A 24,543-nucleotide genomic window follows, 5' to 3' on the forward strand; every position below is an offset into this window, starting at 1 on the left:
TGGATGCTACTCGCGGGTAACCTGCCGTCATGAGCGCAGATCAGATGTCGATCGGCGAGTTGCTCGCCGCCACGGTGCCGATGGTCAGGACCCTCAACCTCGAGTACCTGGAGACCACCCCGGAGAAGGCCGTCCTGGCCCTCCCGGACCAGAGCGAGTACCGCAACCACGTCGGCGGACCGCACGCCGGAGCCATGTTCACGCTGGGCGAGTCGGCCAGCGGCGCGATCGTGCTGGCCGCCTTCGGCGATCAGCTCTCCCGGGCGGTGCCGCTGCCGGTCACCGCGGAGATCGCCTTCAAGAAGATCGCCCTCGGCCCGGTCACCGCCACCGCGACACTCGGCCGCCCCGCCGCCGAGGTCGTCGCCGAACTGGACGCGGGCAGCCGCCCCGAATTCCCGGTGAGCGTCGCCATCCAGCGCGAGGACGGAGCCGTCACCGGTGAGATGACCGTCATATGGACCCTGCGCCCCAACGGCTGACCCCCGCCGACCCGGTACCCTTCCCGGTGCGCCTCGATCACGGCGCACCGGGCAGCAGGTACGCGAAGCGGAGGGTGGGGCGTTGCACGTCCAGGAGTGGCTCGACACGGTACCCGCGGCGGCCGTCTACGCCGTCGTCGCGCTGGTCATCGGTCTGGAGAGCCTGGGCATCCCCTTGCCCGGCGAGATCATCCTGGTGTCGGCGGCCCTGCTGTCGTCGCAGCACGGCGGAGTCGACCCGCTGGTCCTCGGCGCCTGCGCCAGCGCGGGCGCGGTGATCGGCGACTCCATCGGATACGCCATCGGCCGCAAGGGCGGCCGGCCCCTGCTGGCCTGGCTGGGCGGAAAATTCCCCAAGCACTTCAGCGAGGGGCACGTCGCCACCGCCGAGCGGTCCTTCCAGAAGTGGGGCATGTGGGCCGTGTTCTTCGGCCGCTTCGTCGCCCTGCTGCGCATCTTCGCGGGCCCGCTGGCCGGTGTGCTGCGGATGCCGTACTGGAAGTTCCTGATCGCCAACGTCCTCGGCGGCATCGTCTGGGCGGGCGGCACCACCGCCGTCATCTACTACGTCGGCGTCGTCGCGGAGGACTGGCTCAAGCGGTTCTCCTGGCTGGGCCTGGTGGTGGCGGTCCTGATCGGTGTCGCCTCCATGCTGATCGTCAAGCGCAGGGCGGGCAGGGCCCAGACCGAGGCCGAGCCGGCGGTCGCCGGGGAGTGAGGCGCGCCCCGAAGGGGCGCGGGGCTGTGTCGATGTGCGGCTCCGCCGCGTGGGCGCGAGCCGCCACAGCCAAGCCGCGGACGGCCCGGCCGATCACAGATCCTCCCCCACCGCGTCCCGGTGCTCCCCGGCCAGCGCCGCGTACATCGTGCCGTTCAGCGTGACCCCCTGACGCTCCTCCTCCGTCAGCTCCCGCTTCACCTTCGCCGGCACCCCCGCGACCAGCGACCCCGGCGGCACCCGCATCCCCTGCGGGACCAGCGCCTGGGCCGCGACCAGGGAACCGGCGCCGATCACCGCGCCGTTGAGGACCGTGGCGCCCATGCCGATCAGGCAGTCGTCCTCGACGGTGGCGCCGTGCACCACGGCGTTGTGCCCGATGGAGACCCGCTCGCCGACGGTGACGGGGAAACCGGGGTCGGCGTGGAGCGTGCAGTTGTCCTGGACGTTGCTGCTCGCGCCGACGGAGATCCGCTCGACGTCGCCGCGCAGCACCGCGCCGTACCAGACGCTCGCCCCGGCGTGCAGCGTCACGTCCCCGACGACCGAGGCGGTCGGCGCCACGAAGGACTCCGCGTCCACCTTCGGGTCCTTGCCGCCGATGCCCGTGATCAGCGCCTTCTGCGTCATCTTCGCCTCCTGCTCGGGTGTTGTACGGCACCGTACGCCACCCGGTGGGGTGAAGATCACAGCACGGTGCGGACCTGTCCGCAGGGCGCCCGGACTACCGTGAGCGGGTGCCCCACCGCAAGAACACGTTCTCGTCCTGGCGGAGCCGCCTCACGCAGCGGGCCGTCCACGCGGGCTGGGCCTGGGTGCAGCGCACCGGTTCCGTCACCGCCGACCACCCCGGACGGTTCCGCTTCGGCGCGCTGGGCGAGGGCACCCGGCTCGCCTTCCCGCTCGGTACCGTCTTCGGCGAGCCCTGGATCCACGTCGGCGCCCACTGCATCATCGGCGAGCAGGTGACGCTGACCGCCGGGCTCATGCCCGACCTCGACCTCGGCCCCGAGCCGATCCTGCGCATCGGCGACGGGGTCGTCCTCGGCCGCGGCAGCCACGTCATCGCGGACACCACCGTCACCATCGGCAGCGACTGCTACTTCGGCCCGTACGTCTACGTCACCTCCACCAACCACTCCTACGACGACCCGCACCAGCCCATCGGCAAGCAGTGGCCCCGGATGGACCCGGTGGAGATCGGCCCCGGCTGCTGGATCGGCACCGGTGCGGTGATCCTGCCCGGCGCGAGGATCGGACGGAACGTGGTCGTGGCCGCCGGTGCCGTGGTCCGGGGCACGGTCCCCGACCACGCGGTGGCGGCGGGCGCCCCGGCCCGCGTCGTACGCCGCTGGACACCCGCCGAGGGCTGGCAGCCGCCGCTGCGGACCCCCGCACCGGTGCCGATCCCCGACGGGATCACCCCGGGACAGCTGCGGGAGCTGTCCAAGCTGGACGCCGAGGCGGTGGCCCGGCTCGCCGAGCTGGACGAGGACCCGGAGCACGCGCCGGGCAGGCTCGCGGAACCGGCCGCCGAGGGCTGACGGAACGGCCCGGCGGCGACGCCCGGGAGCGCTGCCGTGATCCGGTCCGCCCCGCAGTACAGTTCGGTGGACCTTCGGGTGCGGCAGACCGCAGTGGAATCCGCCGCACCAGGTCATGCACACCCATGTACTCCCGTATGTGCTCCCGTACGAGTACGAGACGAGTACGTACGAGTACGAGACGAGTACCAGTCCTGGACGGAACGTGGCGGACCTCGACCTTCTGACCCAGTCCCTGGCGCGCAACGTCAAGCGCTGGCGCACCGAGCGCGGCTTCACCCTGGAGGCACTCGCGGCGCGCGCCGGGGTCAGCCGCGGCATGCTCATCCAGATCGAGCAGGCGCGCACCAACCCGAGCCTCGGGACCGTCGTGAAGATCGGCGACGCCCTCGGCGTCAGCATCACCACCCTGCTCGACTGGGAACAGGGCCCCACGGTCCGCGTCGTCCCCGCCGACCAGGCCGTGCGTCTGTGGCACACCGACGCGGGCAGCTTCAGCCGGCTCCTCGCCGGAGTCGAGGCGCCCGGCCCGCTGGAGATGTGGGAGTGGCGGCTGATGCCCGGCGAGCACAGCCTCTCCGACCCGCACCCCAGCGGCACGGTCGAGCTGGTGCACGTCACGTCGGGCGAACTCGCCCTCACCGTCGACGGGGTGACCCACCGCGTGCCGACGGGCGCGAGCGCCTCCTTCGAGTCCGACACCCCGCACACGTACGGCAACGAGGGCGACGCCCCGATGGAGATGATCATGGCGGTCTCGGTGCCGCCCGTTCGCTGAGACGCCCGTTCTCCGGGGCCCACCCAGTTGTTAGCGTGCCGCCATGCACGCACCCATCGGGAACTTCGACAGCGCCACGCCCGCCCCGGACTGCCTCGACGAACTGACCCGCCCGGTCGCCGACGCCGTACGCCACTGGAGCGGGACCGTACCCGCCGACCAGATCCTCTACGTCGACACCGAGCCGGACTGGGCCGACACCGCCACCTTCGTCGAACACTACGGCCGTGAGCTGCTCGAACAGTCCGCCAACTGCGTGGTGGTCACCGGCAAGCGCGGCGGCGGCACGACGCTCGCCGCCTGCGTGGTCCTCTCCACCACCCGCGTCGACGTCAACGGCGTCGTACGCCGTCACCTCGGTGCGCGCAAGGCATCCTTCGCCCCGATGGACACGGCCACGGGAGAGACCGGCATGGAGTACGGCGGCATCACCCCGGTCGGCCTGCCCGGCGACTGGCCGGTGCTGGTGGACTCGGCCGTCGTCGACCTGCCGTACGTCCTCGTCGGCAGCGGACGCCGGCGCGGCAAACTGCTCGTGCCGGGCAAGGCCTTCGCGGAACTGCCCGGTGCCGAGGTCCTGGAGGGGCTGGGCGCGGCCTGACCCGTCACGCGGTGGCGATTGAGCGACTGCCGCTCCTGACTGCCGCTCCTGACTGCCGCTCCCGACCGCCGGGCGCGGTGGGGGCGGGGCGCCGGGGCACCTCAGCCGGTGGTCCGCACGCCGAGGTACCGCTCGGCGAACTCCGTCGCCGCGACCGGCGAGTCGAACAAGCGGCGCAGCCGGGCCAGCGCGGCACCGGCGCGGTAGGGGTCGCCCGACGCCGTGCCGTGGTACATCTCCGCGAGCCACTGGGAGAACTCCTGGTAGTCCCACACCCGCGGGAGACATGCGGCCGAGTAGCCGGACAGCCCGGAGTGGTCGCCCTTCGTCAGGGACGCGACCAGTCCGTCACCGAGCAGGAAGGCGTCGTGCAGGGCGAGGTTGAGGCCCTTGGCGGCGATGGGCGCGGTCAGATGCGCCGCGTCCCCGGCCAGGAAGAGCCGCCCGAAGGCCATCGGCTCAACCACGTAACCGTGCATGTCGAGCACGCGCTTCTCGATCAGCCGCCCCTCCCTGAGCGGCGGTGCGCCGGCCGCGCCCAGCCGTTGCCGCAGCTCTGCCCAGACGCGCTCGTGCGGCCAGTTCGCCGGGTCGTCGCCCGGCGGGCACTGGAGGTAGTAGCGCGTCACCTCCGGGCTGCGTGCCATGTGCCCGGCGAAACCCCGCGGATGCATGCCGAACACCACGCAGTCGGAGGACGGCGGCGCCTCGGCCAGCAGCGCCAGCCAGCCGACGCCGTAGTCGTGACGGGCCAGGCGGGCCCGCTCGGGAGGGAGCGACGCCCGGGTCACCCCGCGCGCACCGTCGCAGCCCGCGACGAAGTCCGCCGTCACAACCCGGCGTTCACCCGAGTCCGGGCACACGTACGACACCGACGGCCGCCCGGACTCGAGGCCGTGCAGGCGTACGTCCCGGACGCCGAACCGGATCCCGCCGCCCCGCACGTCCGCGTACTGGCGCAGCAGGTCCGTCACCAGGAACTGCTGCGGATAGATAAAGTGGTGTCGCCCCGTCAGCTCTGTGTACGCGAAGCGGTAGCGCTCCCCGGCGAAGCGGAACTCGCACTCGGTGTGGGACCGCGCCCGCTCCAGCAGGGTCCGCGCCAGCCCGCGCCGTTCCAGCCCGCGCACGGCCCACTCCTCGATGACGCCGGCCCGCGGCCGGTGCTCGACGAACTCGCGGGTCTCCGTCTCCAGCACCAGACAGTCGACCCCCGCGGCGCGCAGGATGTTGCCGACGGTCAGCCCGGCGGGACCCGCGCCCACCACGACGACGGAACAGGCCTGCACCTCAACGGAGTTGGCGCCGGCGGCAGGTGCGGTCACCCGGACATTATGGCGGCGGCGCGCGGGCCGCGGGAACGGTCGCGACGGTCCTCGCCCCGTCAAAAACACCTGGCGGGTCCCTGTCGGCGAAGCTATGCTCCCCGCGATGACTACTCCTCCTGTCGGCAGATTGGGGGACCCGTCCACGCAAGGTGAGTGCTGATGGCCACTCACCTCGTGACCGGGGACTCCGCATCCCGCCTCTCCCGCTGGCAGCGCGTGCGTCGCTTCGCCGTGCCGCCCACCATGATCGCGACCGCGACCGCCCGCCGCCGTGCCGGGGACTGGGCCGGCGCGTGCGCCGCGGCGGCCTTCGACGTCGACCTCGACCTGCGTCGGCTCACGCGCACCCACGGCCACGTCCTGGCCTCCCGGATCCGCGCCGACCTGCGGCACCTCGCTCCCGACCTGCTGCGCTGGCATCTGCCGAGAATCGCCCCGGACGGGCTGCTCCGCCCGGGGCTGACGCTCACCCTGGCCCGGTACGGCACCGAGGGGCGCGACAGCGTACGTCCGGTGCACCTCGTCGCGCGTACCCCGCCGGCCTGGGCGGACGGCGGCCAGCGCATCAGCCTGGCGCTGTGGGACGGTTCGGGCCGGGACGCCGGTACCGCACGGCACCCGCATCCCCGGCCCAGCCGGCGCTTCCGGCTCGACCTGCACCGCCACCTGTGGGACGCGCGCAGGACCGGTGAGCTGCGCGTCCGCTCGGGCGCCGACCTGCCCCCGCCCGGCGCGGCGCCGCCCGACCTCGGCAGCGCCGGGGTGACGGTCCCGTACGGGAGGCGATGCGCCCTGGACCGGTGGGACGCCGAGGCGCGCATCCTGCTCCGGGCCGAGGACAGCGGTACGGGAGCGGTCGTCGTACGGGTCGGAGCCGGGCAGCGGCTGGTCCTGGAGCCGGCGGCGGACGGCACACGTCCGTCCGCTCCGCGTATCCTCGCGGCGCCCACGGGCGGTGCCCTGTCCGCGCTGCCGGTGCTCCCCGACGCGGCCACCTGGCTGCTGCCCGACCTGGAACTGCTCCGCGCCGGGGCGATCGAGGCCGACCGGCTGCACCCGCTGGTGGCTCCCGCGCTGGTGCCGGACCACGTCCCGGCCGCCCCGCTGCGGACACCGGACCCGGCGACGGGCCCGCGGATCGTGGACTGCCGGGGAGCCAGGCACCGGATCGGCTTCGTCGACGGGGCGCTGGCGGCCCTGGACCACGATCCGGCCGAGGTCCGCCGGGAGGAACTGCTCGCCGCGCTGACCGGCACGCCGCTGCCCTGCTTCCAGGTGATCGACGAGGCGCACCGGCGTCCGGAGTGCCTCCCCGACATCCGTGAGCGCTTGAACCACGGGGACACCGCCGGTGCCCTCGCCGCCGTGGAGAGCCTGCTGGGTCCCGCCGCACGCCTGCGGGACGGCGCCCTGCGGGACGACCTGGAGGCCGCCGCGCTGCGGCGGGTCGCCCACGGCATGTTCCGCGCGGGACTGGACGAGCCCGCTCCGGGACGACTCCGCCCGGACCCGCACCGCCCCCGCACGGGTCGCTCCCGCCCCCGGCACGCCACCTTCGACTGACCTCGGCGACGGCGGGAGTCCCGCCCGCGCCGAAGCCCCGTGACCAACCTCCTCGCGCCGCATCGTCCGTAGCCGTAGCCGTAGCCGTAGCCGTAGCCGTAGCCGAAGCCGTGGCCGGGGTCGAAGCCGTGGCCGGGGCCGAACCTTCCTGCGTTGCATCCCTTCCACGACCAACCCTCAGGTGATGACACATGACGACATGCGCCCCTGCCGTGCCCTCCCAACTCGACGTCGCCGGTGACCTGCTGACGCTCCTGCGCGACACGACCACCGAGCCGCGGCCCGACATCCAGTTGGAGGCCCTCACCCTCGCCGTCGCCGCCGACCTCCCCGTACTGCTGTGGGGCGAGCCCGGGATCGGCAAGACCGCGGCCCTCACCCAGCTCGCCACCGCCCTGGACCTCCCGCTGACCACCGTCATCGCGAGCGTGCACGAACCGTCCGACTTCTCCGGGCTTCCCGTCGTCGGCGACGACCCGGCGGAGCAGGGCGTCCCGATGGCCCCGCCGGACTGGGCCGTGCGCCTGGTACGGGCCGGCCGGGGACTGCTGTTCCTCGACGAGCTGTCCACCGCGCCCCCCGCCGTGCAGGCGGCGCTGCTCCGGCTCGTCCTCGAACGGCGGATCGGCGCGCTGCGGCTGCCGGCCGGCGTCAGGATCGTGGCCGCCGCCAACCCGCGGTCCTCGGCGGCCGACGGCTGGGAGCTGAGCCCGCCCCTGGCCAACCGGTTCGTCCATCTCCAGTGGACCCACGACCAGGACGTCGTCGTACGCGGCCTCGGCGGGACCTGGCCCCGGGCGACCCTGCCGAGCCTCGACCCGACCGGGCTGGAGGCGGCGGTGCGGCACGCGCGCCGGGCGGTGTGCGAGTTCCTCACCGCCCGCCCCGCCCTGGTGCACCGGCTGCCCAGCGGCGAGACGCGCCGGGGCGGCGCCTGGCCGTCGCCCCGGAGCTGGGAGATGACCCTGAGCCTCATCGCCTTCGCGACCGCGGCCGGCTCGTCCGGCGAGGTGCTCTCCCTGCTGGTGCGCGGGACGGTGGGGGACGGGCCCGGCCTCGAACTGATGGCGAGCCTGGACCGGATGGATCTCCCGGACCCCGAGACCCTGCTCGCCGACCCGGCGGGCGCCGTGCTGCCCGAACGGGGCGACCTCCGCCAGGCCGTGCTGGACGGGGTGGTCGCCGCGGTGCGCAAGCGGCCGGACAAGTCCCGGTGGGACGCGGCGTGGGCGCTGCTGGTCCGGGCGATGGAGACCGGCGCGCCGGACGTCGTGGTCGTCCCGGCGACGACCCTCGCCGCATTGCGACGGCAGGACTGGGACGTCCCGGCCACGATCGAGCGGCTCGCCGGGGCCATGGCCCTCTCCCGGCGAGCGGACCGCGCGGCCGACCGTGCCGCGGCACGGATCGCGGGCACCGCGCGGGCGGGCCGATGAAGGGGCCCGAGCGGCTCCGGGTGCGGATCGACCTGGACAAGCTCTACGCCGCCCGGCTGCACGCCGCGCGGGCCCGGCCCTACCTGGCCACGGCCCTGTTCGCCCTGCACGTCGTCCCGTCGCGCGGGGTGCCGACGATGGCCGTCGACCGGTACTGGCGGTGCTACGCCTCACCGGTCTTCGTGGACCGCACACCCGTGGAGGAACTCGCCGGGGTGTGGGTGCACGAGGTCTCGCACCTGCTGCGCGACCACCACGGGCGCAGCGACCGGGTGGCACGCGAGCGCGGGCTGACCGGCCCGGCGGAACGGCTGCGGATGAACATCGCCGCGGACTGCGAGATCAACGACGACGTGTTCGGAGACGGACTGGTCCGCCCCGAGGGCGCGGTCGACCCGGGATTCCTGCACCTGCCCGAGGGGCAGCTCATGGAGGACTACCTGCGCCAGTTCCGGCTCGGGCGGCTCACCGAGAGCCTGGCCTGGCTGGACTGCGGCAGCGGGGCCGACGGCCTCGAACGGGACTGGGACCTCGGTCCGGACGGCGCGGACGGTCTCAGCGAGCAGGAACGGGACGCGGTGCGCTTCCGGGTGGCGCGCGGCATCACCGCCCGCCCTGGCAGCGCCCCGAAGGGCTGGCGGCGGTGGGCGGAGCAGGTGTTCCACCCACCGCAGCCCTGGCGCCAGTTGCTGGGGGCCGCCGTCCGCTCGGCGACCTCCTCGGGCGGCGCGGGCGAGGACTACACCTACGGCCGGCCGTCGCGCCGCTCGGCCGGCACACCCGGAGTGGTACTGCCCAGCCTGCGGCGCAGACCGCCGCGGGTGGCCGTGGTCATCGACACCTCGGGATCGGTCAGCGACGCCGAACTGGGAAGTGCGCTCCTGGAGGTCGCCGCCATCGCCCGCGCCGTCGGCGGCCGGCGCGACCTGGTCAGCGTGGTGCCGTGCGACGCGGCGGCCCGCCTCGCGCACTCCCTGTGCCGGGAGGAGGGGATCCCGCTGGTGGGCGGCGGCGGCACGGACCTGCGCACCGGATTCACCCGGGCGCTCGGGGCGCGTCCCGCGCCGGACGCCGTCGTGGTGCTGACCGACGGGCAGACGCCCTGGCCCGACGAGCGGCCGCCGTGCCGGACGGTGGTCGGCCTGTTCCCCCGGGAGCGGACGGGTGGCTCCTGGGACGAGGACGACCCCGAGTACGTCCCCGACGCACCGCCCGACTGGGCCCGCGTGGTGGTCATCGAGTCCGGTCCCGGCACGGGCGGGTGAGCGCCGGCCCGTTCAGCCCAGCCGCGGGATCTCGATCGCCGGGCAGCGGTCCATCACCATCTCCAGGCCCGCGTCCCTGGTCCGCGCGTACGCCACCTCGTCGACCACGCCGAGCTGGAACCAGACCGCCTCGGCACCCTTGGCGACCGCCGCGTCGGCGACCGGACCGGCCAGGTCGCTGTTGACGAAGACGTCGACGACGTCCACGTCGAACGGGATGTCCGCGAGCGAGGCGTACCCCTGCTCCCCGTGCACCGTCTCCGCTTTGGGGTGCACGGGCACGACGCGCTTGCCGAAGCGCTGCAACACCTCGGCGACGCCGTACGCCGCGCGCTGCCGGTTGTTCGACAGGCCCACCACGGCCCAGGTGTCACCCAGCTCGGTGAGGATCTTGCGGACGGTTGCCTCGTCGCCGTACACCGGCGGCCTCCTCGTGCTCCCGGGCGGCCCGCGGGTCGGGCCTCCCGGTCGGGACAACGGACGGCGACGTGCCGGGATTCCCCCGCGCCGGGTGGGGTGCGGCGAGCGCGCCCCGGTGCGCCGCCGCGCCGTCCCGCCTACGCTCGCCCCGTGCTGCGCATCATCGACGCCCGTACCGGAGAACCCGCCCCCGCCGCGCCCGCCCGCCGGGCGCCGACCCGTGTCGAGGCGCACGTACGGGGGCGTGATGCCGGCGCCCTGCGGGTGCTGCTGGTCGCGGACCTCCTGGTGCGCGCCCTGGAACTCGACGGCACGCCCGCGTGGGCGGTGCTGACCGGCACCGCGGAGCCGGACCGGCTGCGCAAGGACGCCGCCGCCCTCGGCGTCCGGCCCTTCGAGGACGGCGCCGCGACGGGACCCGGCCCGGGCACCGGACAGGTCGTCCGCGTCGTAGCCGAAGCCGAAGCCGAAGCCGGGACCGGGACCGGGACCGGGGCCGAAGCCGCGGCCGAACCTGTGGCCGCATGCGTGTCCGAAGGGAAGCACGGGAGCGGGAACGGGGGAGAGGCCCAGGACGCGGACCAGAGCGGGGAACGGGGCGGGGACGGGGACGTCCGGGACGCGATGACGGTCGCCGTCGCCCCCGTGCGACCGGCCGCTCCCGACCTCGATTCCGACCTCGCCGACCCCGACGCCGTGCGCCTCGCCCTGCTGGAGCGCCACCACCACGCGTGCGTGGAGCTCGACGCCGCCGTGCTGGACGCGGCCCGGGACACCCTCGCGCGCCTGCGCCGCGCGGTCGCCGACTGGGCCCGGCACCCCTCGCGCCCCGTCCCGGGCGAGCTGCGCGACCGGCTGCGGGCCGCCTGGGAGGACGACCTGGACGCCCCTGCGGTACTGCGCCTGCTGCGCCGCGTGGAGAGCGACCCGGACCTCGCCGACGGCGCCCGGTTCGAGATCTGCGCCTACGCCGACCGCTTCCTCGGCCTCCACCTCACCAGGGACGTCGGCTCCGCGCCGTGACCGCGGTCGCCGCCGGGGACCACGACGACGCCCCCGAGGGGCCCGGCGGGGCGAGCGCATAGACAGCTCACGTTGCCATGCCGTCAAGCGGCTGGGGGCGGGCGTCGAACAACGAAGACCTCATGGGTAGCCTTTCCGTGTGACCGAATCTGCCTCCGGCCAGGGCTCTTTGCCGACGCGAGAGCGGGTGATCGAGTTGTGGGACTTCATCCACGGACGGGTATACGCTGCCGTGGCCCTCACCATCCGCGTCGACGGAGAGCCGCCGCACGCTCCTGGGTCGGATCTGGCTCGCGTTGCGGAGGCTGGCCAAGCTCTCTACCAAGTGACGTCCTACCTGTGCGGCCGACTGCTTGCCGAGCTTGCGACGGGTCGGCCTGGCCCCGTCGCCGAGGCGTCGTGGGAGGCTCTCATCTCGATCAGCGAGGCCTGGCGAGAGGACCGTGACCTGCCGGAAGGCATGAGGGAGCTGATGCCGGTCATGCCGCGCTGACGGCGAGCACGGGTGCTGCGGGAAACGCGGTGTTCTCGTCGAACAGCTTGCGGTGCTGAAGGCAGTGGCAGAGCTGGCCGATCATGCGGTTGAAGAGGTTGCGCCGGGCGGCCGCGTGCCAGTCGCCGACCTCTCGGCGTCGCCGGTGGTGGGCGCCGGCTCCGGGCGAGTGCCGAAGGGCTGAGAATGCCCACAGATGTCCCGCGTGATCGAGGCGGTCGTTCTTCACCCACCGACGGGTGATGGACGACTTCTTGCCGGAGGCCCTGGTGATGGGCGAGGAGCCCGCGTAGGCATTCAGGCCGGAGGCATCGCAGCCCCGTACTCGAACATCCCGCGAAGCATCCGCCCCGGCGGAAGGTCCTGAACCACGGATTAGGCTGGCCGGATGCAGGACGAGTACCGCACGGTCGCCCGCGCGGGGGTGCACGAAACCGAGATCAACCGCTCGCGCTTCCTGTGTGCCCTCGCCCCGGCCGCCACCGAACAGGACGCCCAGGCCTTCGTCGCGGGTGTGCGCAAGGAGCACGCCGACGCCAGCCACAACTGCTGGGCGTACGTCATCGGCGCCGACGCCGCCGTCCAGAAGGCCAGCGACGACGGCGAGCCGGGCGGCACCGCGGGTGTTCCGATGCTCCAGATGCTGCTGCGCCGCGACATGCGGTACGTCGTCGCCGTCGTCACCCGCTACTACGGCGGCGTCAAGCTCGGCGCGGGCGGTCTCATCCGCGCCTACGGCGGAGCGGTCGGCGAAGCCCTGGACGACCTCGGCACCCTCACCCGGCGCCGGTTCCGCCTGGCCACGGTGACCGTCGACCACCAGCGGGCCGGGAAGCTCCAGAACGACCTGCGCACCGCCGGCCGGGCCGTGCGCGACGTGCGGTATGCCGAGGCCGTCACCATCGAGGTCGGTCTGCCGGAGGCCGACGTGGACACCTTCCGCTCCTGGCTCGCGGACGCCACCGCGGGGTCGGCCGGGTTCGAACTGGGCGGAGAGGCCTACGGCGACGCCTAGACAAGGCGGACAACAGGGGCGTAGTGGTCCTTAACGGCGTCGTGGCCGGGGCGAAACGGGAGTTACCGCCCGGGCTGTCGGACCCTGCCGTTAGTCTCGGGGATCATGCGACTGCTGCACACTTCCGACTGGCACCTCGGCCGGGCGTTCCACCGGGTGAACATGCTCGGGGCCCAGGCGGGGTTCATCGGCCACCTCGTCGAGACCGTGCGCGAGCGCGCCGTCGACGCCGTGGTCGTGTCGGGAGACGTGTACGACCGGGCGGTGCCGCCGCTCGCGGCCGTCGAGCTGTTCGACGACGCGCTGCACCGCCTCGCCGACCTCGGCGTGCCCACGGTGATGATCTCCGGGAACCACGACTCGGCCCGCCGGCTCGGGGTCGGCGCCGGGCTCATCGACCGGGCCGGCATCCACCTGCGCACCGACCCGGCGGGCTGCGACACGCCCGTGGTGCTGACCGACACCCACGGGGACGTGGCCTTCTACGGGCTGCCGTATCTCGAACCGGCGCTGGTGAAGGCCGAGTTCGGGGTCGAGAAGGCGGGGCACGAGGCCGTGCTCGCCGCCGCCATGGACCGGGTGCGCGCCGACCTCGCCACGCGCGCGCGAGGCACCCGCTCCGTCGTCCTCGCGCACGCCTTCGTCACCGGCGGCGAGCAGAGCGACAGCGAGCGGGACATCGCCGTCGGCGGGGTCGCCGCCGTGCCCTCCGGCGTCTTCGACGGCGTCGACTACGTGGCGCTGGGGCACCTGCACGGTTGCCAGACCCTCACCGAGCGCGTCCGCTACTCCGGCTCCCCGCTGCCGTACTCCTTCTCCGAGCACCGGCAGCGCAAGAGCATGTGGCTCGTCGACCTGGACGCGGCGGGTGCGGTCACCGCCGAGCGCCTCGACTGCCCGGTGCCGCGTGCGCTGGCCCGGCTGCGCGGCCGGCTGGAGGACCTGCTCGCCGATCCGGAGCTGGCCCCGCACGAGGACGCGTGGGTCGAGGCGACCCTCACCGACCCGGTCCGCCCGGACGAGCCCATGGCCCGGCTCGCGGAGCGGTTCCCGCACACGCTGAGCCTCGTCTTCGACCCCGAGCGCGCCCCCGACGAGCCCGGCGTGTCCTACGCCCGGCGCCTCGCCGACCGCAGCGACCAGCAGATCGCGGAGGACTTCGTGACCCACGTGCGCGGCGCCGGGCCCGACGACCGCGAACGGGGCGTGCTGCGGGACGCCTTCGACGCCGTACGCGCGGACGAGACCGTGCGGGAGGTGGCCCGGTGAGGCTGCACCGGCTGGACATCACCGCCTTCGGACCCTTCGGCGCCTCGCAGAGCGTCGACTTCGACGACCTGTCGGCCGCCGGACTGTTCCTGCTGCACGGCCCCACCGGCGCCGGCAAGACCTCCGTACTCGACGCCGTCTGCTACGCCCTGTACGGCTCCGTTCCCGGCGCCCGACAGGGCGGCGGTCAGGGCATGACACTGCGCAGCGACCACGCGGCCCCCGGCACCCGCACCGAGGTGCGCCTGGAGCTGACCGTCGCGGGGCGCCGGCTGGAGATCACCCGCCAGCCGCCCTGGGAGCGCTTGAAGCTCCGCGGCAAGGGCACCACCGTCGACAAGGCGCAGACCTGGCTGCGCGAGTACGACGCGACCACCCGCGCCTGGAAGGACCTCAGCCGCTCGCACCAGGAGATCGGCGAGGAGGTCACCCAGCTGCTCGGTATGAGCCGCGAGCAGTTCTGCCAGGTCGTGCTGCTGCCCCAGGGCGACTTCGCCCGCTTCCTGCGCGCCGACGCGGAAGCCCGCGGCAAGCTCCTCGGCCGGCTCTTCGACACCCGGCGGTTCGCCGAGGTCGAGAAGCGTCTCGCCGAACGGCGCCGTGCCACCGAGGCCCAGGTCCGCGAGGGCGACGCCACCCTGCTGGCCGACGCGCACCGGATGCAGCAGGCCGCCGGTGACGCCATGGAGCTGCCGGAGCTGGCACCGGGCGAACCGGGACTGGCCGAGGCGGTCCTCGAAGCCGCCGCCGTGGCCCGCGCCGAAGCCCGCGAGCTGCTCACGATCGCCGACAGCCGGCTCACCGCCGCCGAGTCCGCCCAGGCCGCCACCGGCCGCGAGCTGGCCGACGCCCGCGAACTCGACCGGCTGCAACGCCGGTTCGCCGAGGCACGGGAGCGGGCCGCCCGACTGGCGGAGCGCGCCGACGCCCACCGGGCCGCCCGGGAGCGCATGGAACGGGCCCGCAAGGCCGAGGCGGTGGCCCCCGCCCTGGAGCTGCGGGACGCCGCCGACGGCGAGCACCGCAGGGCGGCGACCGCGGAGGCGGGCGCCCGCGCCCTGCTGCCGCAGGCCCTCGCCGACGCGGGTGCCGCCGGACTGGCCGCCGCCGCCCGCCGGGCCGCCGAGGAACTGGGCGGCCTCGAGTCGGCCAGACGTGCCGAACGCCGCCTCGCCGAACTCGTCGAGGAGCGGGCCGGTCTCGACCGCCAGGAACGCGCCGACGAGGAGGTCCGGCAGGAGGCGGAGACCTGGCTCGCCGAGTGGGAGACCGTCCGCACCGGGCTCCAGAGCCGCGTCGAGTCCGCACAGGAGGCCGCCACCCGCGCCGAACAGCTCGCCGTACAGCGCGATCCGGCGCGGCGCAGGCTGGCGGCCGCCCGGCAACGGGACCGGCTCACCGACGACACCGAAGCGGCCCGGCAGCGGGCGCTCGCCGCCGCGGAGGACGCCGTCGAGGCCCGCGCCCACTGGCTCGACCTCAAGGAGCAGCGGCTGCACGGCATCGCCGCCGAACTCGCCGCGAACCTCACCGACGGCACACCCTGCGCGGTGTGCGGCGCCACCCAGCACCCCGCGCCCGCCCGCAAGAGCGCCGGGCACGTCGACCGCGAGGCGGAGGAACGCGCCCTCACCGCCTACCAGACCGCCGACGAGCGGCGCGCGCAGGCCGAACGGAAGCTGGGCACCCTGCGGGAGGCGCTCGCCGCCGCCACGGCGGAAGCCGGGGACGCGCCCACCGCCCGGCTGGCCGAAGAGGCCGAGGAACTGGAGACGGCGTACACGCGGGCGCGGGCGACCGCCTCCGGCCTGCACGCCGCGCAGGAGGAACTGCGGCGGGCCGAAGGCGAACGCGAGCAGCGCGCCGCCGCCCAGCAGCAGGCCGCCGTACGGTCCGCTTCCCGGGTCGCGGGCCGGGACCGGCTGGAGCGCGAACAGGCCGCACTGGAAGCGGAGTTGACGCAGGCCCGGGGCGCCGCCGAGAGCGTGACGGCGCGGGCCGCACAGCTGGAGCGCCGGGCCGCGCTGCTCACGGACGCGGCGGACACCGCCCGCGCCGCCGAGGACACCGCCCAGCGGCTCAAGGACGCCGACGCCCGGCTCGCCGACGCCGCTTTCCGGGCCGGTTTCGACACCCCGGCGGACGCGGCCGCCGCCCTGCTCGACGACACCGCCCACCGCGAGCTGCAACGACGGCTCGACGCCTGGCAGTCGGAGGACGCCGCCGTCCGCGCGGTCCTCGCCGAGGCCGGCACCGCCGACGCGGCCCGCCGGCCGCCCGCCGACCTCGCCGCGGCGGAACAGGCGGCCGCCGACGCGGACCGGCGCCTGCGCGAGGCCTCCTCGGCCCGCGACGCCGCCGACCGGTGCCGCGCCGAACTGGACCGGCTGTCCGCCCACGCCACCACGTCGGCGCGCCGGCTCGCGCCGCTGCGCGAGGAGCACTCCCGGGTCGCCCGCCTCGCCTCCCTCGCCGCGGGCACCTCGGCGGACAACGAGCGCCGGATGCGCCTGGAGTCGTACGTACTGGCCGCCCGCCTCGAACAGGTCGCCGCTGCGGCCACCGCCCGGCTGCTGCGCATGTCCTCCGGCCGCTACACCCTCGTCCACTCCGACGACCGCAGTGGCCGCGGCCGCAGCGGCCTCGGCCTGCACGTCGTCGACGCCTGGACCGGCCGCGAACGCGACACGGCCACACTGTCCGGCGGCGAGACGTTCTTCGCCTCGCTCGCCCTCGCGCTCGGTCTCGCCGACGTCGTCACCGACGAGGCGGGCGGCGTCCGCCTGGACACCCTCTTCATCGACGAGGGCTTCGGCAGCCTCGACGACCAGACCCTCGACGAGGTCCTCGACGTCCTGGACGCGCTGCGCGAGCGGGACCGCAGCGTCGGCATCGTCAGCCACGTCGCCGACCTGCGCCGCCGCATCCACGCCCAACTGGAGGTCGTGAAGGGGCGGTCGGGCTCCGTACTGCGGCAGCGGGGCGCCGGCTGAGCGCGTCGGGGCCGGTGTCAGCGTCCCAACGGGCGGCGGGGGAGCGGTGAGGAGTAGACGACGCTCGTGGTGACCGAACCCAGGGCGCTGATCCGGCCGGACACCTCCTCCAGGTGCCGCATCGAACGGGCCGCCACCTTGATCACGAAGCAGTCGTCCCCCGTGACGTGGTGCGCCTCCAGGATTTCCGGCGTGACCGCGACCAGGTCGTGGAACGGCTTGTAGTTGGCGACCGGGTAGCGCAGCCGCACGAACGCCAGGATCGGCAGCCCCAGCCGCTCGGGATCGACGACCGCCGCGTACCCCTGGATGATCCCCGCCTCCTCCAGTCGCCGCACGCGCTCCGTCACCGCGCTCGCGGACATCGAGACGGCACGGGCCAGTTCGGCGAAGCTGGCCCGGCCGTCCCGCTGGAGCGCGTCGAGGATGCGCCAGTCGGTGGCGTCCGGGGAATACTCGGTCATCCGGGATGGATAGCCGGGATTTCCCGGTCGGGCAAGACACGGGCCGGGGAATCCCCCTTCAGGCGTGGCGGTGCGCACCATAGATTTCTGGCTGGAAGATCCACCGAGGAGAGGCCGGACCATGAGTGTCGCCCCCACCCCCGCCGGACCCGTCAACTCCGTTCTGCGGGCAGCCCCCGCACCGCCCGCCGAAGCCGCCGCGTACTTCCGGGCGAGCCTCGCCTTCCACACCGACGTCTCCGACGTCGCCGACGCCCTCGCCGCCGGCGGTGACCCGGGGTTCGTGCTCGTCGACTGCCGCTCCACCGGGTCCTGGGACCAGGGCCACGTGCCGGGCGCCGTCCACCTCCCCACCGCCCTCGTCCCAGAGCGGGCCGGGGAACTCCTCGACCCCGCCGTGCCGGTGGTGACGTACTGCTGGGGACCCGCGTGCAACGGCGCGACGCGTGCCGCCCTCGCCCTCGCCGAACTCGGGTACCCGGTCAAGGAGATGCTCGGCGGCTTCGAGTACTGGGTGCGCGAGGGCTTCGAGTTCGAGACGTGGCAGGGCGCCGAGCGCCGCGCCGCCGACCCCCTGACCGTTCCGGTGGACGCGGCCGACTGCGGTTGCTGAGCGGCGTGTAGGTTCTGCCGCATGGTGCGATACGCGGAGCCGGGCGCGGTGGAGTGGGTCGAGTCGGGCGGAGGTCCGCTGATCGCGGTCCCGGAGACGGTCCTGCCGTTCTGGACCGGCGCCGACGGCGAGGAGACCGACTCCGACTACGACCGGGCGTGCGAGGTCGACGGCCACGTAGGACTGCTTCCGGTCGGCGACTCCACCGCCCTGGTACTCGGCGACGAACCCGCCTCCACCGCCTACCTCCCCGACCACGGCACCTTCGTCCGCTGGTGCGCCGCGGACTCCGAGGACGAGGTGCTGGCCGGGGTCCCCGCCGCTCTCGACGCCGCCGAGTGGCAGCCCGAGGTGTCCTGGCACGTGCCCGGACCCGTGTTCCTGTTCGACGCCGCCTGGCCCGGCGCCGCGTCGGACCGCGCCGACCGGGTGCGGGTCGCGCTCGACCCCGGCCGGTACGCGGTGCGCGCGGCCGAGGTGCGCCCCGGACCCGAGACCTGGCTGGGCCTCGTCCACCTGCGGCGGCTCACCGACCGGTAGCGGCGGCGGCATCGGCGTGCGGGGCGGCGGATCGCAGTCCACGGAGGCGCACCGGTGCGCGGGGCGGAGATATCCACATGCGGGACGGCCGCCGCCCACCCATCATGGGTGCCCATGCCACGACTTCCCCACCCCGCCTCCGAAGACCTGCGCCGCGACCCGCTGCCCCTGCGCGGCCGCACCGCCCTCGTCACCGGAGCCAGCCGGCGCGGCGGCATCGGCCACGCCGTGGCCCGACGGCTCGCCGCGTACGGAGCGAGCGTCTACCTGCACCACCACGTCCCGCACGACGCCGCCATGCCCTGGGGCGCCGACCGCGTGGACGACGTGGTCGACTCCGTACGCGCGGCGCTCGGCGACCCGGACGCCGCCGTGCACGCGGGCCCCGGCGACCTCACCCGGCCCGACGCCCCCGGCGAACTCGTCGCCGACGCCGCCGAAGCGCTCGGCGGACGGCTGGACATCCTCGTCGCCAACCACGCGCTCAGCGGCTCCGACGGCACCCTCGACACCGTCGACGCCGCGATGCTCGACGCGCACTGGCAGGTCGACACCCGTTCGGTGCTGCTGCTGGTCCAGGCCCACGCCCGCCACCGCGCCGCCCTGCCGCCGCGCACACCCGGCGGACGCGTCGTGCTGATGACCTCCGGCCAGGACATCGCGGGCGGCATGCCCGGCGAGATCGCCTACGCCCTCCAGAAGGGCGCGCTCGCCTCCGTCACGCGCTCCCTGGCGACGGCCCTCGCCGAACACGCCGTCACCGTGAACGCGGTCAACCCCGGCCCCGTGGACACCGACTACCTGACCGGCCCGGACTACGACGCCGTCGCCGCGCGGTTTCCCGGCGGACGCTGGGGCATGCCCGACGACCCGGCCCGCCTCGTCGCGTGGCTCGCCACGGACGAGGCGGACTGGATCACCGGTCAGGTCGTCGACTCGGAGGGGGGCTTCAGGCGGTGAGGTGACACGGGCGCGGCGAGGGCGTCACAGCCGCGACAGCTCGTCCACCAGGTCGTCCAGGCCCAGCGAGCCCTGGGAGAGGGCCGCCATGTGCCACGCCTTGAGGTCGAAGGAGTCGCCGTGCCGCTCCTGGGCCTTCTCGCGGCCCAGCAGCCACGCCCGCTCACCGAGCTTGTAGCCGATCGCCTGGCCCGGGATCGTCAGGTACCGGGTCAGCTCGCTTTCCACGAAGTCCGCCGGACGGCTGCTGTGCGCCCCGAAGAACTCCTGCGCCAGCTTCGGCGTCCAGCGCTCTCCCGGGTGGAAGGGCGAGTCCGCCGGGATCTCCAGCTCCAGGTGCATGCCGATGTCCACGATGACGCGGGCGGCCCGCATCATCTGCGCGTCCAGGTAGCCCAGGCGCTGCTCCGCGTCCGTGAGGTACCCCAGCTCGTCCATCAGCCGCTCCGCGTACAGCGCCCAGCCCTCGGCGTTGGCGCTGACCATGCCCACCGAGGCCTGGTAGCGGGAGAGGTCGTCCGCCACGTGCGTCCACTGCGCGAGCTGGAGGTGGTGGCCCGGGACGCCCTCGTGGTACCAGGTCGAGACCAGGTCGTACACGGGGAACCGGGTCAGTCCCATCGTCGGCAGCCAGGTGCGGCCCGGACGTGCGAAGTCCTCCGACGGCGAGGTGTAGTAGGGCGCCGCCGCGCTGCCGGGCGGCGCGATGCGCGACTCCACCCGCCGTACCCGCTCGGCGAGTTCGAAGTGGGTGCCGTCCAGCTGCTCGATCGCCTGGTCCATCAGGCCTTGCAGCCAGTCGCGGACCTCGTCGACGCCCTCGATGTGCCTGCCGTGCTCGTCCAGGTGCGCGAGGGCCACCCACGGCGTCTCGGCGCCCGGCAGGATCTTCTCGGCCTCCGCCTTCATCTCGGCCAGCAGGCGGTGGTATTCGGACCAGCCGTAGGCGTACGCCTCGTCCAGGTCCAGGTCCGTGCCGTTGTAGTAGCGCGACCAGCGGGCGTAGCGCTCCCGGCCCACCGTGTTCGGGGCGCCCTCGACGGCCGGGGCGTACACGTCGCGCATCCAGTCCCGCAGTTCCGCGACGGCCGCGGTCGCGCCCCGGGCGGCCTCGTCCAGCTCCGCGCGCAGCGCCTCGGGGCCGTCGGCGGCGAAGTCCTCGAACCAGCCACGCCCCTCGCCCGTGTCCGCCCACTCGCCGAGCTGCTCGACGAAGGTGGCGGTCGGCCGCGGCGCCGCGTACAGCTCGCGCTCCAGACCCAGCGACAGGGACGCGCGGTAGCCCGCGAACGCCGCCGGCACCGCCCGCAGCCGCTCGGCGATCCGGGCCCAGTCCTCGTCGGTGCCGGTCGGGGTGAGGGTGAAGACCTCGCGCACCGAATGGGCGGCGGTGCCCATGTTGCCGACCGAACGCAGACCCTCGTCGGCCTCGTGCACCGCCAGTTCGGCGGTGAGTCGCTCACGCAGCAGCCGGGCGCAGCGCCGCTCCACGTCGCTGTCCCCGCCCGGCCGGCGCTCCGCCTCGTCCAGCCGGGCGAGGGTGGCGCGGGCCAGCTCCGCGAGGGCCTCCTGCCCCGCGGGTGAGAAGTCGGGCAGACGGCTGGAACTCTCCGCGACACCGAGATAGGTACCGGTGACGGGGTCGAGGGCGATGAGCTCGTCGACGTAGGCGTCGGCGACCTCGCGGGGCAGCGGGCTCTTGGTCTCTGACATGCGGACATCCTCATACGGATACCGGTGCCGCGTCAGCCCGGTCGGCAGGGCCCGACCGCGCGGGCGGCCGGATTTCGCTCAGGGCGTGGCCGCGGCAGGGGAGGAGGCCGGGGGCAGCAGGGGGCCGCACTCCCACTGCTGGAAGATCAGCCGGGTCTCGACCCGGGCCACCTCCCGCCGGGACGTGAACTCGTCCAGGACCAGCCGCTGCAAATCCGTCATGTCCGCGACCGCGACATGCACGAGGTAGTCGTCCGGGCCGGTGAGGTGGAAGACGGTGCGCGACTCGGGCAGCGCCCGGATCCGCTCCACGAACGGTCCGACCAGCTCCCGCCGGTGCGGGCGCACCTGCACCAGCAGCAGCGCCTGGAGGCCGCGCCCCAGTTTCGCCGGGTCCAGCTCGAGCCGGTGGCCGAGGATCACCCCGGCCCGCCGCAGCCGGGCCACCCGGTCCAGACACGTCGACGGCGCGACGCCGACCTGGGCGGCGAGATCGCGGTAGGTGGTCCGGGCGTCGTTCTGAAGCAGCCGCAGCAGATGGAGGTCCACCGGATCCAGTACGACGGAATCGGCCATGGCCCGAACGTAGCACGGAGTACGGCCGCATCCACCCGTTCGGTGTTCACCCTTCGGGCCATGGACTCAGCGCGCACGCACACGTCACCACCCGACGACGTACGCACCACCGCACCCACGGGCAGGGCACTGGCCACCGAAGCCGTGCACGCCGGCCGCGACGACCTCGCCGCCCAGGGAGTGCACGCCCCGCCCATCGACCTGTCCACGACCTACCCGTCGTACGACAGCCGCGGCGAGGCCGCCCGCATCGACGCGTTCGCCGCCGGCGGCGCCGAGCCGGACGGCCCGCCGGTGTACGGCCGCCTCGGCAACCCGACCGTCTCCCGCTTCGAGACGGCGCTGGCCCGGCTGGAGGGGACCGAGGCCGCCGTCGCCTTCGCCAGCGGCATGGCCGCACTGAGCGCGGTCCTCCTGGTCCGCGGCTCGATGGGACTGCGGCACGTCGTCGCCGTACGGCCCCTGTACGGGTGCAGCGACCACCTGCTGACCGCCGGGCTGCTGGGGTCCGAGGTCACCTGGACCGACCCGGCGGGCGTCGCGGACGCGCTGCGCCCGGACACCGGCCTGGTCCTCGTGGAGTCGCCCGCCAACCCGACGCTGGCCGAGGTCGACCTGCGGGCCGTGGCGCACGCCTGCGGGTCGGTGCCGCTGCTCGTGGACAACACCTTCGCCACACCCGTGCTCCAGCGCCCCGCCGAACACGGTGCCCGGCTGGTGCTGCACAGTGCCACCAAGTACCTCGGCGGGCACGGGGACGTGCTGGCCGGAGTGGTCGCCTGCGACGAGGAGTTCGCGGGGCGGCTGCGGCAGGTCCGCTTCGCCACGGGCGGAGTGCTGCACCCGCTGGCCGGATATCTGCTGCTGCGGGGACTGTCCACGCTGCCCGTCCGGGTACGGGCCGCCTCGGCCAACGCCGCCGAGCTGGCCGGGCGGCTGGCCGCCGACCCGCGGGTGGCCCGCGTCCACTATCCGCGCATCGGCGGCGCGATGGTCTCCTTCGAGGTTCACGGCGACCCGCACGAGGTCATCGGCGCGGTCCGGCTGATCACCCCGGCGGTGAGCCTCGGCAGCGTCGACACGCTCATCCAGCACCCGGCGTCCATCAGCCACCGCATCGTGGACGCGGACGACCGGCGGCAGGCCGGGGTCGGCGACCGGCTGCTGCGGCTGTCGGTCGGCCTGGAGGACGTCGACGACCTGTGGGCCGACCTGGACCGGGCCCTGGGGGAGCGGGCGGCCGGGGCCGTCCCGCTGCGGGAGGCGTTGGCGCGGACCGAGTGACCGGCCCACCACGTCCGCCGTCCGTCACTCCCGGCCGATCCGCTCCCCGTGCGGCAGCGGCGCCGCGGACCGGGCGGCCGGGTCGAGACGCGCCGTGACGACCAGGGTCCCCTCCTCGATCTGGTAGTCGAGGGGGAGGCCAAGGCCGCGCATCGCGGCCACCATGCCGGTGTTGGACGCCTGGGTGACCGCGTACACGCTCTCGCACCCGGTCTCCGCCGCCATCGCCACGAGGCGGCCGAGGAGTTCGCCGCCGATGCCGCGGCGCTGCCACCCGTCCTCGACCAGCAGCGCGACCTCCGTCTCGTCCCCGTCCCACAGCAGGTGACCGAGCGCGACGATCCGCCCCGACGCGGTCTGCGCGGCGAGGGTGCGGCCGAAGCGCGGGCTGAGCAGGTGGTTGAGGTACCGGTCGGCGTCCTTGACCGGACCGTGGTACCGCAACCCGAGCGTCCGCGCCGAGCAGCGTTCGTGCATCGCCTTCGCCGCCGGAACGTCACGCGTGTCGGCCCGGCGGACCGTGATGTCGCTTCCCTCGGGCAGGGTCAGCACGTCCCGGATGTGCGGGACCCGGGGCCCGAGCCGGGCGTCCAGCTCGACCAGCGCCCGCGCCCGGGCGAACTCGGCCGGGGTGAACGGCAGATGGGGGCGCTCCACGCTGATCACCCCGCCCTCCGGGGCGCGCAGCCGCAGCACCGTGTCCTCCAGCGTGCCCTCCGGCGGCACCTCCTGTGCCGCTCGCGCCCCGGTCCGCGCGTCGGCGGTCGCGGGCAGCGACCTGATGGTGCACCGGCCCAGCAACTGCCGCAACGCCAACGGCAGTTCCGCCGCGTCCAGGGCCGTACGCGCGGCCAGGGCCAGCACCCGGGTCGGTGCGTCCACCAGGTCGTGGGCGTCCGCCCGCTCGGTCCAGGTCCGGGCACCGCCCGCCGCCGTCACCAGGTCGGCCAGCTCGCCCGCACTCAGCTCACCCGGCGCGCGGAGCAGGAACTCGTCCACCGTGCCCTCGGCCAACGGGTGTGTCTGCAAGCTCAGGATGTCGATTCGCCGGTCGGCGAGGGCCGCGCAGAGCACGGCCAGCGAACCCGGCGCGTCCCGAACCGTCGTCCGCATCCGCCACAGCGCGCTCTCACCGCCGTGCTCGGAAGCGCCCGGCTCGGCTCCGCCCGGCTCGCGTCCGGTCGTCTCCCGCCCGGTCGCTCCGGTCCCGGCCGTCCGCCCGGTGGTCGGTGGCCGGGCGCCGGTATCGTCCGCGGGCGGCGCCTGCCCGTGGCGTCGTGACCACCGGGTGTGGAATCCCGCCGTGGCGATCAGTGCCGCCAGGGAGGCCAGCACCAGGGCGGGCACCGCGGTGCCGTACTCGACGAGGTGCGCCACGGCATCCGTCACATCAGACATGTCTCGACTCATGCACCCACTGTGAAGGAACGGTGTTGCGTGATCACGAACGCTCTGTGACCGATGG

25 protein-coding genes are annotated in these 24,543 nt (G+C 74.5%); 17 read left to right on the forward strand and 8 right to left on the reverse strand.

What is annotated here, in order from left to right:
- Nucleotides 1-44: 44 nt before the first annotated feature.
- Both B9W62_RS32775 and B9W62_RS32780 read left to right on the forward strand, forming a co-directional pair.
- On the forward strand, nt 45-482 hold the full coding sequence (locus tag B9W62_RS32775) for a DUF4442 domain-containing protein (protein WP_052838967.1): 438 nt from the start codon (nt 45-47) through the stop codon (nt 480-482).
- Between the two features lie 82 nt (nt 483-564).
- On the forward strand, nt 565-1,200 hold the full coding sequence (locus B9W62_RS32780; protein ID WP_087810538.1) for a DedA family protein: 636 nt from the start codon (nt 565-567) through the stop codon (nt 1,198-1,200).
- 93 nt (nt 1,201-1,293) lie between these two features.
- Here the strand turns inward: B9W62_RS32780 and B9W62_RS41145 are convergent, their stop codons facing one another.
- Nucleotides 1,294-1,830, reverse strand: a complete 537-nt coding sequence (locus B9W62_RS41145; protein WP_087810539.1) for a gamma carbonic anhydrase family protein — start codon at nt 1,828-1,830, stop codon at nt 1,294-1,296.
- 107 nt (nt 1,831-1,937) lie between these two features.
- Here B9W62_RS41145 and B9W62_RS32790 point away from each other — a divergent pair, with 107 nt between their 5' ends.
- The 3 genes from B9W62_RS32790 (at nt 1,938) to B9W62_RS32800 (ending at nt 4,123) form a co-directional block, all read left to right on the forward strand.
- Nucleotides 1,938-2,744, forward strand: coding sequence for an acyltransferase (locus tag B9W62_RS32790; RefSeq protein ID WP_087810540.1), 807 nt, complete (start codon nt 1,938-1,940; stop codon nt 2,742-2,744).
- A gap of 205 nt (nt 2,745-2,949) precedes the next feature.
- Nucleotides 2,950-3,522, forward strand: a complete 573-nt coding sequence (locus B9W62_RS32795; protein ID WP_087812200.1) for a helix-turn-helix domain-containing protein — start codon at nt 2,950-2,952, stop codon at nt 3,520-3,522.
- Between the two features lie 43 nt (nt 3,523-3,565).
- Nucleotides 3,566-4,123: a YbaK/EbsC family protein gene (locus B9W62_RS32800; protein WP_087810541.1), complete on the forward strand. Its 558-nt coding sequence runs from the start codon at nt 3,566-3,568 to the stop codon at nt 4,121-4,123.
- A 101-nt stretch (nt 4,124-4,224) separates the two neighbouring features.
- Here B9W62_RS32800 and B9W62_RS32805 read toward each other — a convergent pair whose 3' ends face one another.
- Nucleotides 4,225-5,448, reverse strand: a complete 1,224-nt coding sequence (locus tag B9W62_RS32805; RefSeq protein ID WP_087810542.1) for a 4-hydroxybenzoate 3-monooxygenase — start codon at nt 5,446-5,448, stop codon at nt 4,225-4,227.
- 162 nt (nt 5,449-5,610) lie between these two features.
- Between B9W62_RS32805 and B9W62_RS32810 the strand changes: the two genes are divergently transcribed.
- From B9W62_RS32810 to B9W62_RS32820, 3 genes are all read left to right on the forward strand, one after another.
- Complete coding sequence (locus tag B9W62_RS32810; protein WP_087810543.1) at nt 5,611-7,014, forward strand: hypothetical protein; 1,404 nt, start codon at nt 5,611-5,613, stop codon at nt 7,012-7,014.
- A gap of 191 nt (nt 7,015-7,205) precedes the next feature.
- A complete protein-coding gene (locus B9W62_RS32815) occupies nt 7,206-8,450 on the forward strand; it encodes an AAA family ATPase (protein ID WP_087810544.1) in 1,245 nt (414 codons plus the stop codon).
- Nucleotides 8,447-9,715 carry a vWA domain-containing protein gene (locus B9W62_RS32820; RefSeq protein WP_087810545.1) on the forward strand — a complete coding sequence of 423 codons (1,269 nt, stop codon included), beginning with the start codon at nt 8,447-8,449 and terminating at the stop codon, nt 9,713-9,715. Before B9W62_RS32815 ends, B9W62_RS32820 begins: the two co-directional genes overlap by 4 nt.
- Nucleotides 9,716-9,727: 12 nt before the next feature.
- On the opposite strand, the gene B9W62_RS32825 is transcribed toward B9W62_RS32820, so the two are convergent.
- Nucleotides 9,728-10,135, reverse strand: a complete 408-nt coding sequence (locus tag B9W62_RS32825; RefSeq protein WP_087810546.1) for a CoA-binding protein — start codon at nt 10,133-10,135, stop codon at nt 9,728-9,730.
- A gap of 150 nt (nt 10,136-10,285) precedes the next feature.
- Here B9W62_RS32825 and B9W62_RS32830 point away from each other — a divergent pair, with 150 nt between their 5' ends.
- The gene (locus B9W62_RS32830; protein WP_256976664.1) at nt 10,286-11,158 is read left to right on the forward strand and encodes a hypothetical protein; all 873 of its coding nucleotides are present in this window, start codon (nt 10,286-10,288) and stop codon (nt 11,156-11,158) included.
- A 139-nt stretch (nt 11,159-11,297) separates the two neighbouring features.
- Nucleotides 11,298-11,651, forward strand: coding sequence for a hypothetical protein (locus B9W62_RS32835; protein WP_087810548.1), 354 nt, complete (start codon nt 11,298-11,300; stop codon nt 11,649-11,651).
- Here B9W62_RS32835 and B9W62_RS32840 read toward each other — a convergent pair.
- The gene (locus B9W62_RS32840; RefSeq protein WP_373433718.1) at nt 11,638-11,880 is read right to left on the reverse strand and encodes a hypothetical protein; all 243 of its coding nucleotides are present in this window, start codon (nt 11,878-11,880) and stop codon (nt 11,638-11,640) included. The two genes, B9W62_RS32835 and B9W62_RS32840, sit on opposite strands and share 14 nt — an antisense overlap.
- Before the next feature lie 159 nt (nt 11,881-12,039).
- On the opposite strand from B9W62_RS32840, the gene B9W62_RS32845 reads away from it, so the two are divergent.
- From B9W62_RS32845 to B9W62_RS32855, 3 genes are all read left to right on the forward strand, one after another.
- Nucleotides 12,040-12,666 (forward strand): YigZ family protein, encoded by a 627-nt coding sequence (locus B9W62_RS32845; protein WP_087810549.1) that lies wholly within the window; start codon nt 12,040-12,042, stop codon nt 12,664-12,666.
- A 105-nt stretch (nt 12,667-12,771) separates the two neighbouring features.
- Complete coding sequence (locus B9W62_RS32850; RefSeq protein ID WP_087810550.1) at nt 12,772-13,935, forward strand: exonuclease SbcCD subunit D; 1,164 nt, start codon at nt 12,772-12,774, stop codon at nt 13,933-13,935.
- Nucleotides 13,932-16,928 carry an AAA family ATPase gene (locus tag B9W62_RS32855; protein ID WP_087810551.1) on the forward strand — a complete coding sequence of 999 codons (2,997 nt, stop codon included), beginning with the start codon at nt 13,932-13,934 and terminating at the stop codon, nt 16,926-16,928. The genes B9W62_RS32850 and B9W62_RS32855 overlap by 4 nt, the downstream gene beginning before the upstream one ends.
- 17 nt (nt 16,929-16,945) lie before the next feature.
- On the opposite strand, the gene B9W62_RS32860 is transcribed toward B9W62_RS32855, so the two are convergent.
- Entirely contained in the window at nt 16,946-17,392 is a 447-nt protein-coding gene (locus B9W62_RS32860) for an Lrp/AsnC family transcriptional regulator (protein ID WP_087810552.1), read from the reverse strand.
- Nucleotides 17,393-17,513: 121 nt separating this feature from the next.
- On the opposite strand from B9W62_RS32860, the gene B9W62_RS32865 reads away from it, so the two are divergent.
- The 3 genes from B9W62_RS32865 (at nt 17,514) to B9W62_RS32875 (ending at nt 19,505) form a co-directional block, all read left to right on the forward strand.
- Nucleotides 17,514-18,005 (forward strand): rhodanese-like domain-containing protein, encoded by a 492-nt coding sequence (locus tag B9W62_RS32865; protein ID WP_107424229.1) that lies wholly within the window; start codon nt 17,514-17,516, stop codon nt 18,003-18,005.
- A 21-nt stretch (nt 18,006-18,026) separates the two neighbouring features.
- On the forward strand, nt 18,027-18,545 hold the full coding sequence (locus B9W62_RS32870) for an immunity 21 family protein (RefSeq protein WP_087810553.1): 519 nt from the start codon (nt 18,027-18,029) through the stop codon (nt 18,543-18,545).
- A 114-nt stretch (nt 18,546-18,659) separates the two neighbouring features.
- Nucleotides 18,660-19,505, forward strand: coding sequence for an SDR family oxidoreductase (locus B9W62_RS32875; protein WP_087810554.1), 846 nt, complete (start codon nt 18,660-18,662; stop codon nt 19,503-19,505).
- 24 nt (nt 19,506-19,529) lie between these two features.
- Here B9W62_RS32875 and B9W62_RS32880 read toward each other — a convergent pair whose 3' ends face one another.
- Entirely contained in the window at nt 19,530-21,218 is a 1,689-nt protein-coding gene (locus B9W62_RS32880; protein WP_087810555.1) for a DUF885 domain-containing protein, read from the reverse strand.
- 78 nt (nt 21,219-21,296) lie between these two features.
- Nucleotides 21,297-21,794: an Lrp/AsnC family transcriptional regulator gene (locus B9W62_RS32885; protein ID WP_087810556.1), complete on the reverse strand. Its 498-nt coding sequence runs from the start codon at nt 21,792-21,794 to the stop codon at nt 21,297-21,299.
- A gap of 60 nt (nt 21,795-21,854) precedes the next feature.
- Between B9W62_RS32885 and B9W62_RS32890 the strand changes: the two genes are divergently transcribed.
- Nucleotides 21,855-23,078 (forward strand): trans-sulfuration enzyme family protein, encoded by a 1,224-nt coding sequence (locus B9W62_RS32890; protein ID WP_087812201.1) that lies wholly within the window; start codon nt 21,855-21,857, stop codon nt 23,076-23,078.
- A 24-nt stretch (nt 23,079-23,102) separates the two neighbouring features.
- Here B9W62_RS32890 and B9W62_RS32895 read toward each other — a convergent pair whose 3' ends face one another.
- A complete protein-coding gene (locus B9W62_RS32895; protein WP_087810557.1) occupies nt 23,103-24,476 on the reverse strand; it encodes a GNAT family N-acetyltransferase in 1,374 nt (457 codons plus the stop codon).
- Nucleotides 24,477-24,543 lie beyond the last annotated feature (67 nt).

The organism is Streptomyces sp. CS113 (assembly GCF_002188365.1).
GTDB lineage: Bacteria > Actinomycetota > Actinomycetes > Streptomycetales > Streptomycetaceae > Streptomyces > Streptomyces tendae.

Coding starts and splice junctions, on each gene's coding strand:
- B9W62_RS32775 (WP_052838967.1), top strand. CDS start 45: ATGTCGATCGGCGAGTTGCTCGCCGCCACGGTGCCGATGGTCAGGACC.
- B9W62_RS41145 (WP_087810539.1), bottom strand. CDS start 1,830: ATGACGCAGAAGGCGCTGATCACGGGCATCGGCGGCAAGGACCCGAAG.
- B9W62_RS32800 (WP_087810541.1), top strand. CDS start 3,566: ATGCACGCACCCATCGGGAACTTCGACAGCGCCACGCCCGCCCCGGAC.
- B9W62_RS32810 (WP_087810543.1), top strand. CDS start 5,611: ATGGCCACTCACCTCGTGACCGGGGACTCCGCATCCCGCCTCTCCCGC.
- B9W62_RS32815 (WP_087810544.1), top strand. CDS start 7,206: ATGACGACATGCGCCCCTGCCGTGCCCTCCCAACTCGACGTCGCCGGT.
- B9W62_RS32820 (WP_087810545.1), top strand. CDS start 8,447: ATGAAGGGGCCCGAGCGGCTCCGGGTGCGGATCGACCTGGACAAGCTC.
- B9W62_RS32845 (WP_087810549.1), top strand. CDS start 12,040: ATGCAGGACGAGTACCGCACGGTCGCCCGCGCGGGGGTGCACGAAACC.
- B9W62_RS32850 (WP_087810550.1), top strand. CDS start 12,772: ATGCGACTGCTGCACACTTCCGACTGGCACCTCGGCCGGGCGTTCCAC.
- B9W62_RS32860 (WP_087810552.1), bottom strand. CDS start 17,392: ATGACCGAGTATTCCCCGGACGCCACCGACTGGCGCATCCTCGACGCG.
- B9W62_RS32865 (WP_107424229.1), top strand. CDS start 17,514: ATGAGTGTCGCCCCCACCCCCGCCGGACCCGTCAACTCCGTTCTGCGG.
- B9W62_RS32870 (WP_087810553.1), top strand. CDS start 18,027: ATGGTGCGATACGCGGAGCCGGGCGCGGTGGAGTGGGTCGAGTCGGGC.
- B9W62_RS32875 (WP_087810554.1), top strand. CDS start 18,660: ATGCCACGACTTCCCCACCCCGCCTCCGAAGACCTGCGCCGCGACCCG.
- B9W62_RS32880 (WP_087810555.1), bottom strand. CDS start 21,218: ATGTCAGAGACCAAGAGCCCGCTGCCCCGCGAGGTCGCCGACGCCTAC.
- B9W62_RS32885 (WP_087810556.1), bottom strand. CDS start 21,794: ATGGCCGATTCCGTCGTACTGGATCCGGTGGACCTCCATCTGCTGCGG.
- B9W62_RS32890 (WP_087812201.1), top strand. CDS start 21,855: ATGGACTCAGCGCGCACGCACACGTCACCACCCGACGACGTACGCACC.
- B9W62_RS32895 (WP_087810557.1), bottom strand. CDS start 24,476: ATGTCTGATGTGACGGATGCCGTGGCGCACCTCGTCGAGTACGGCACC.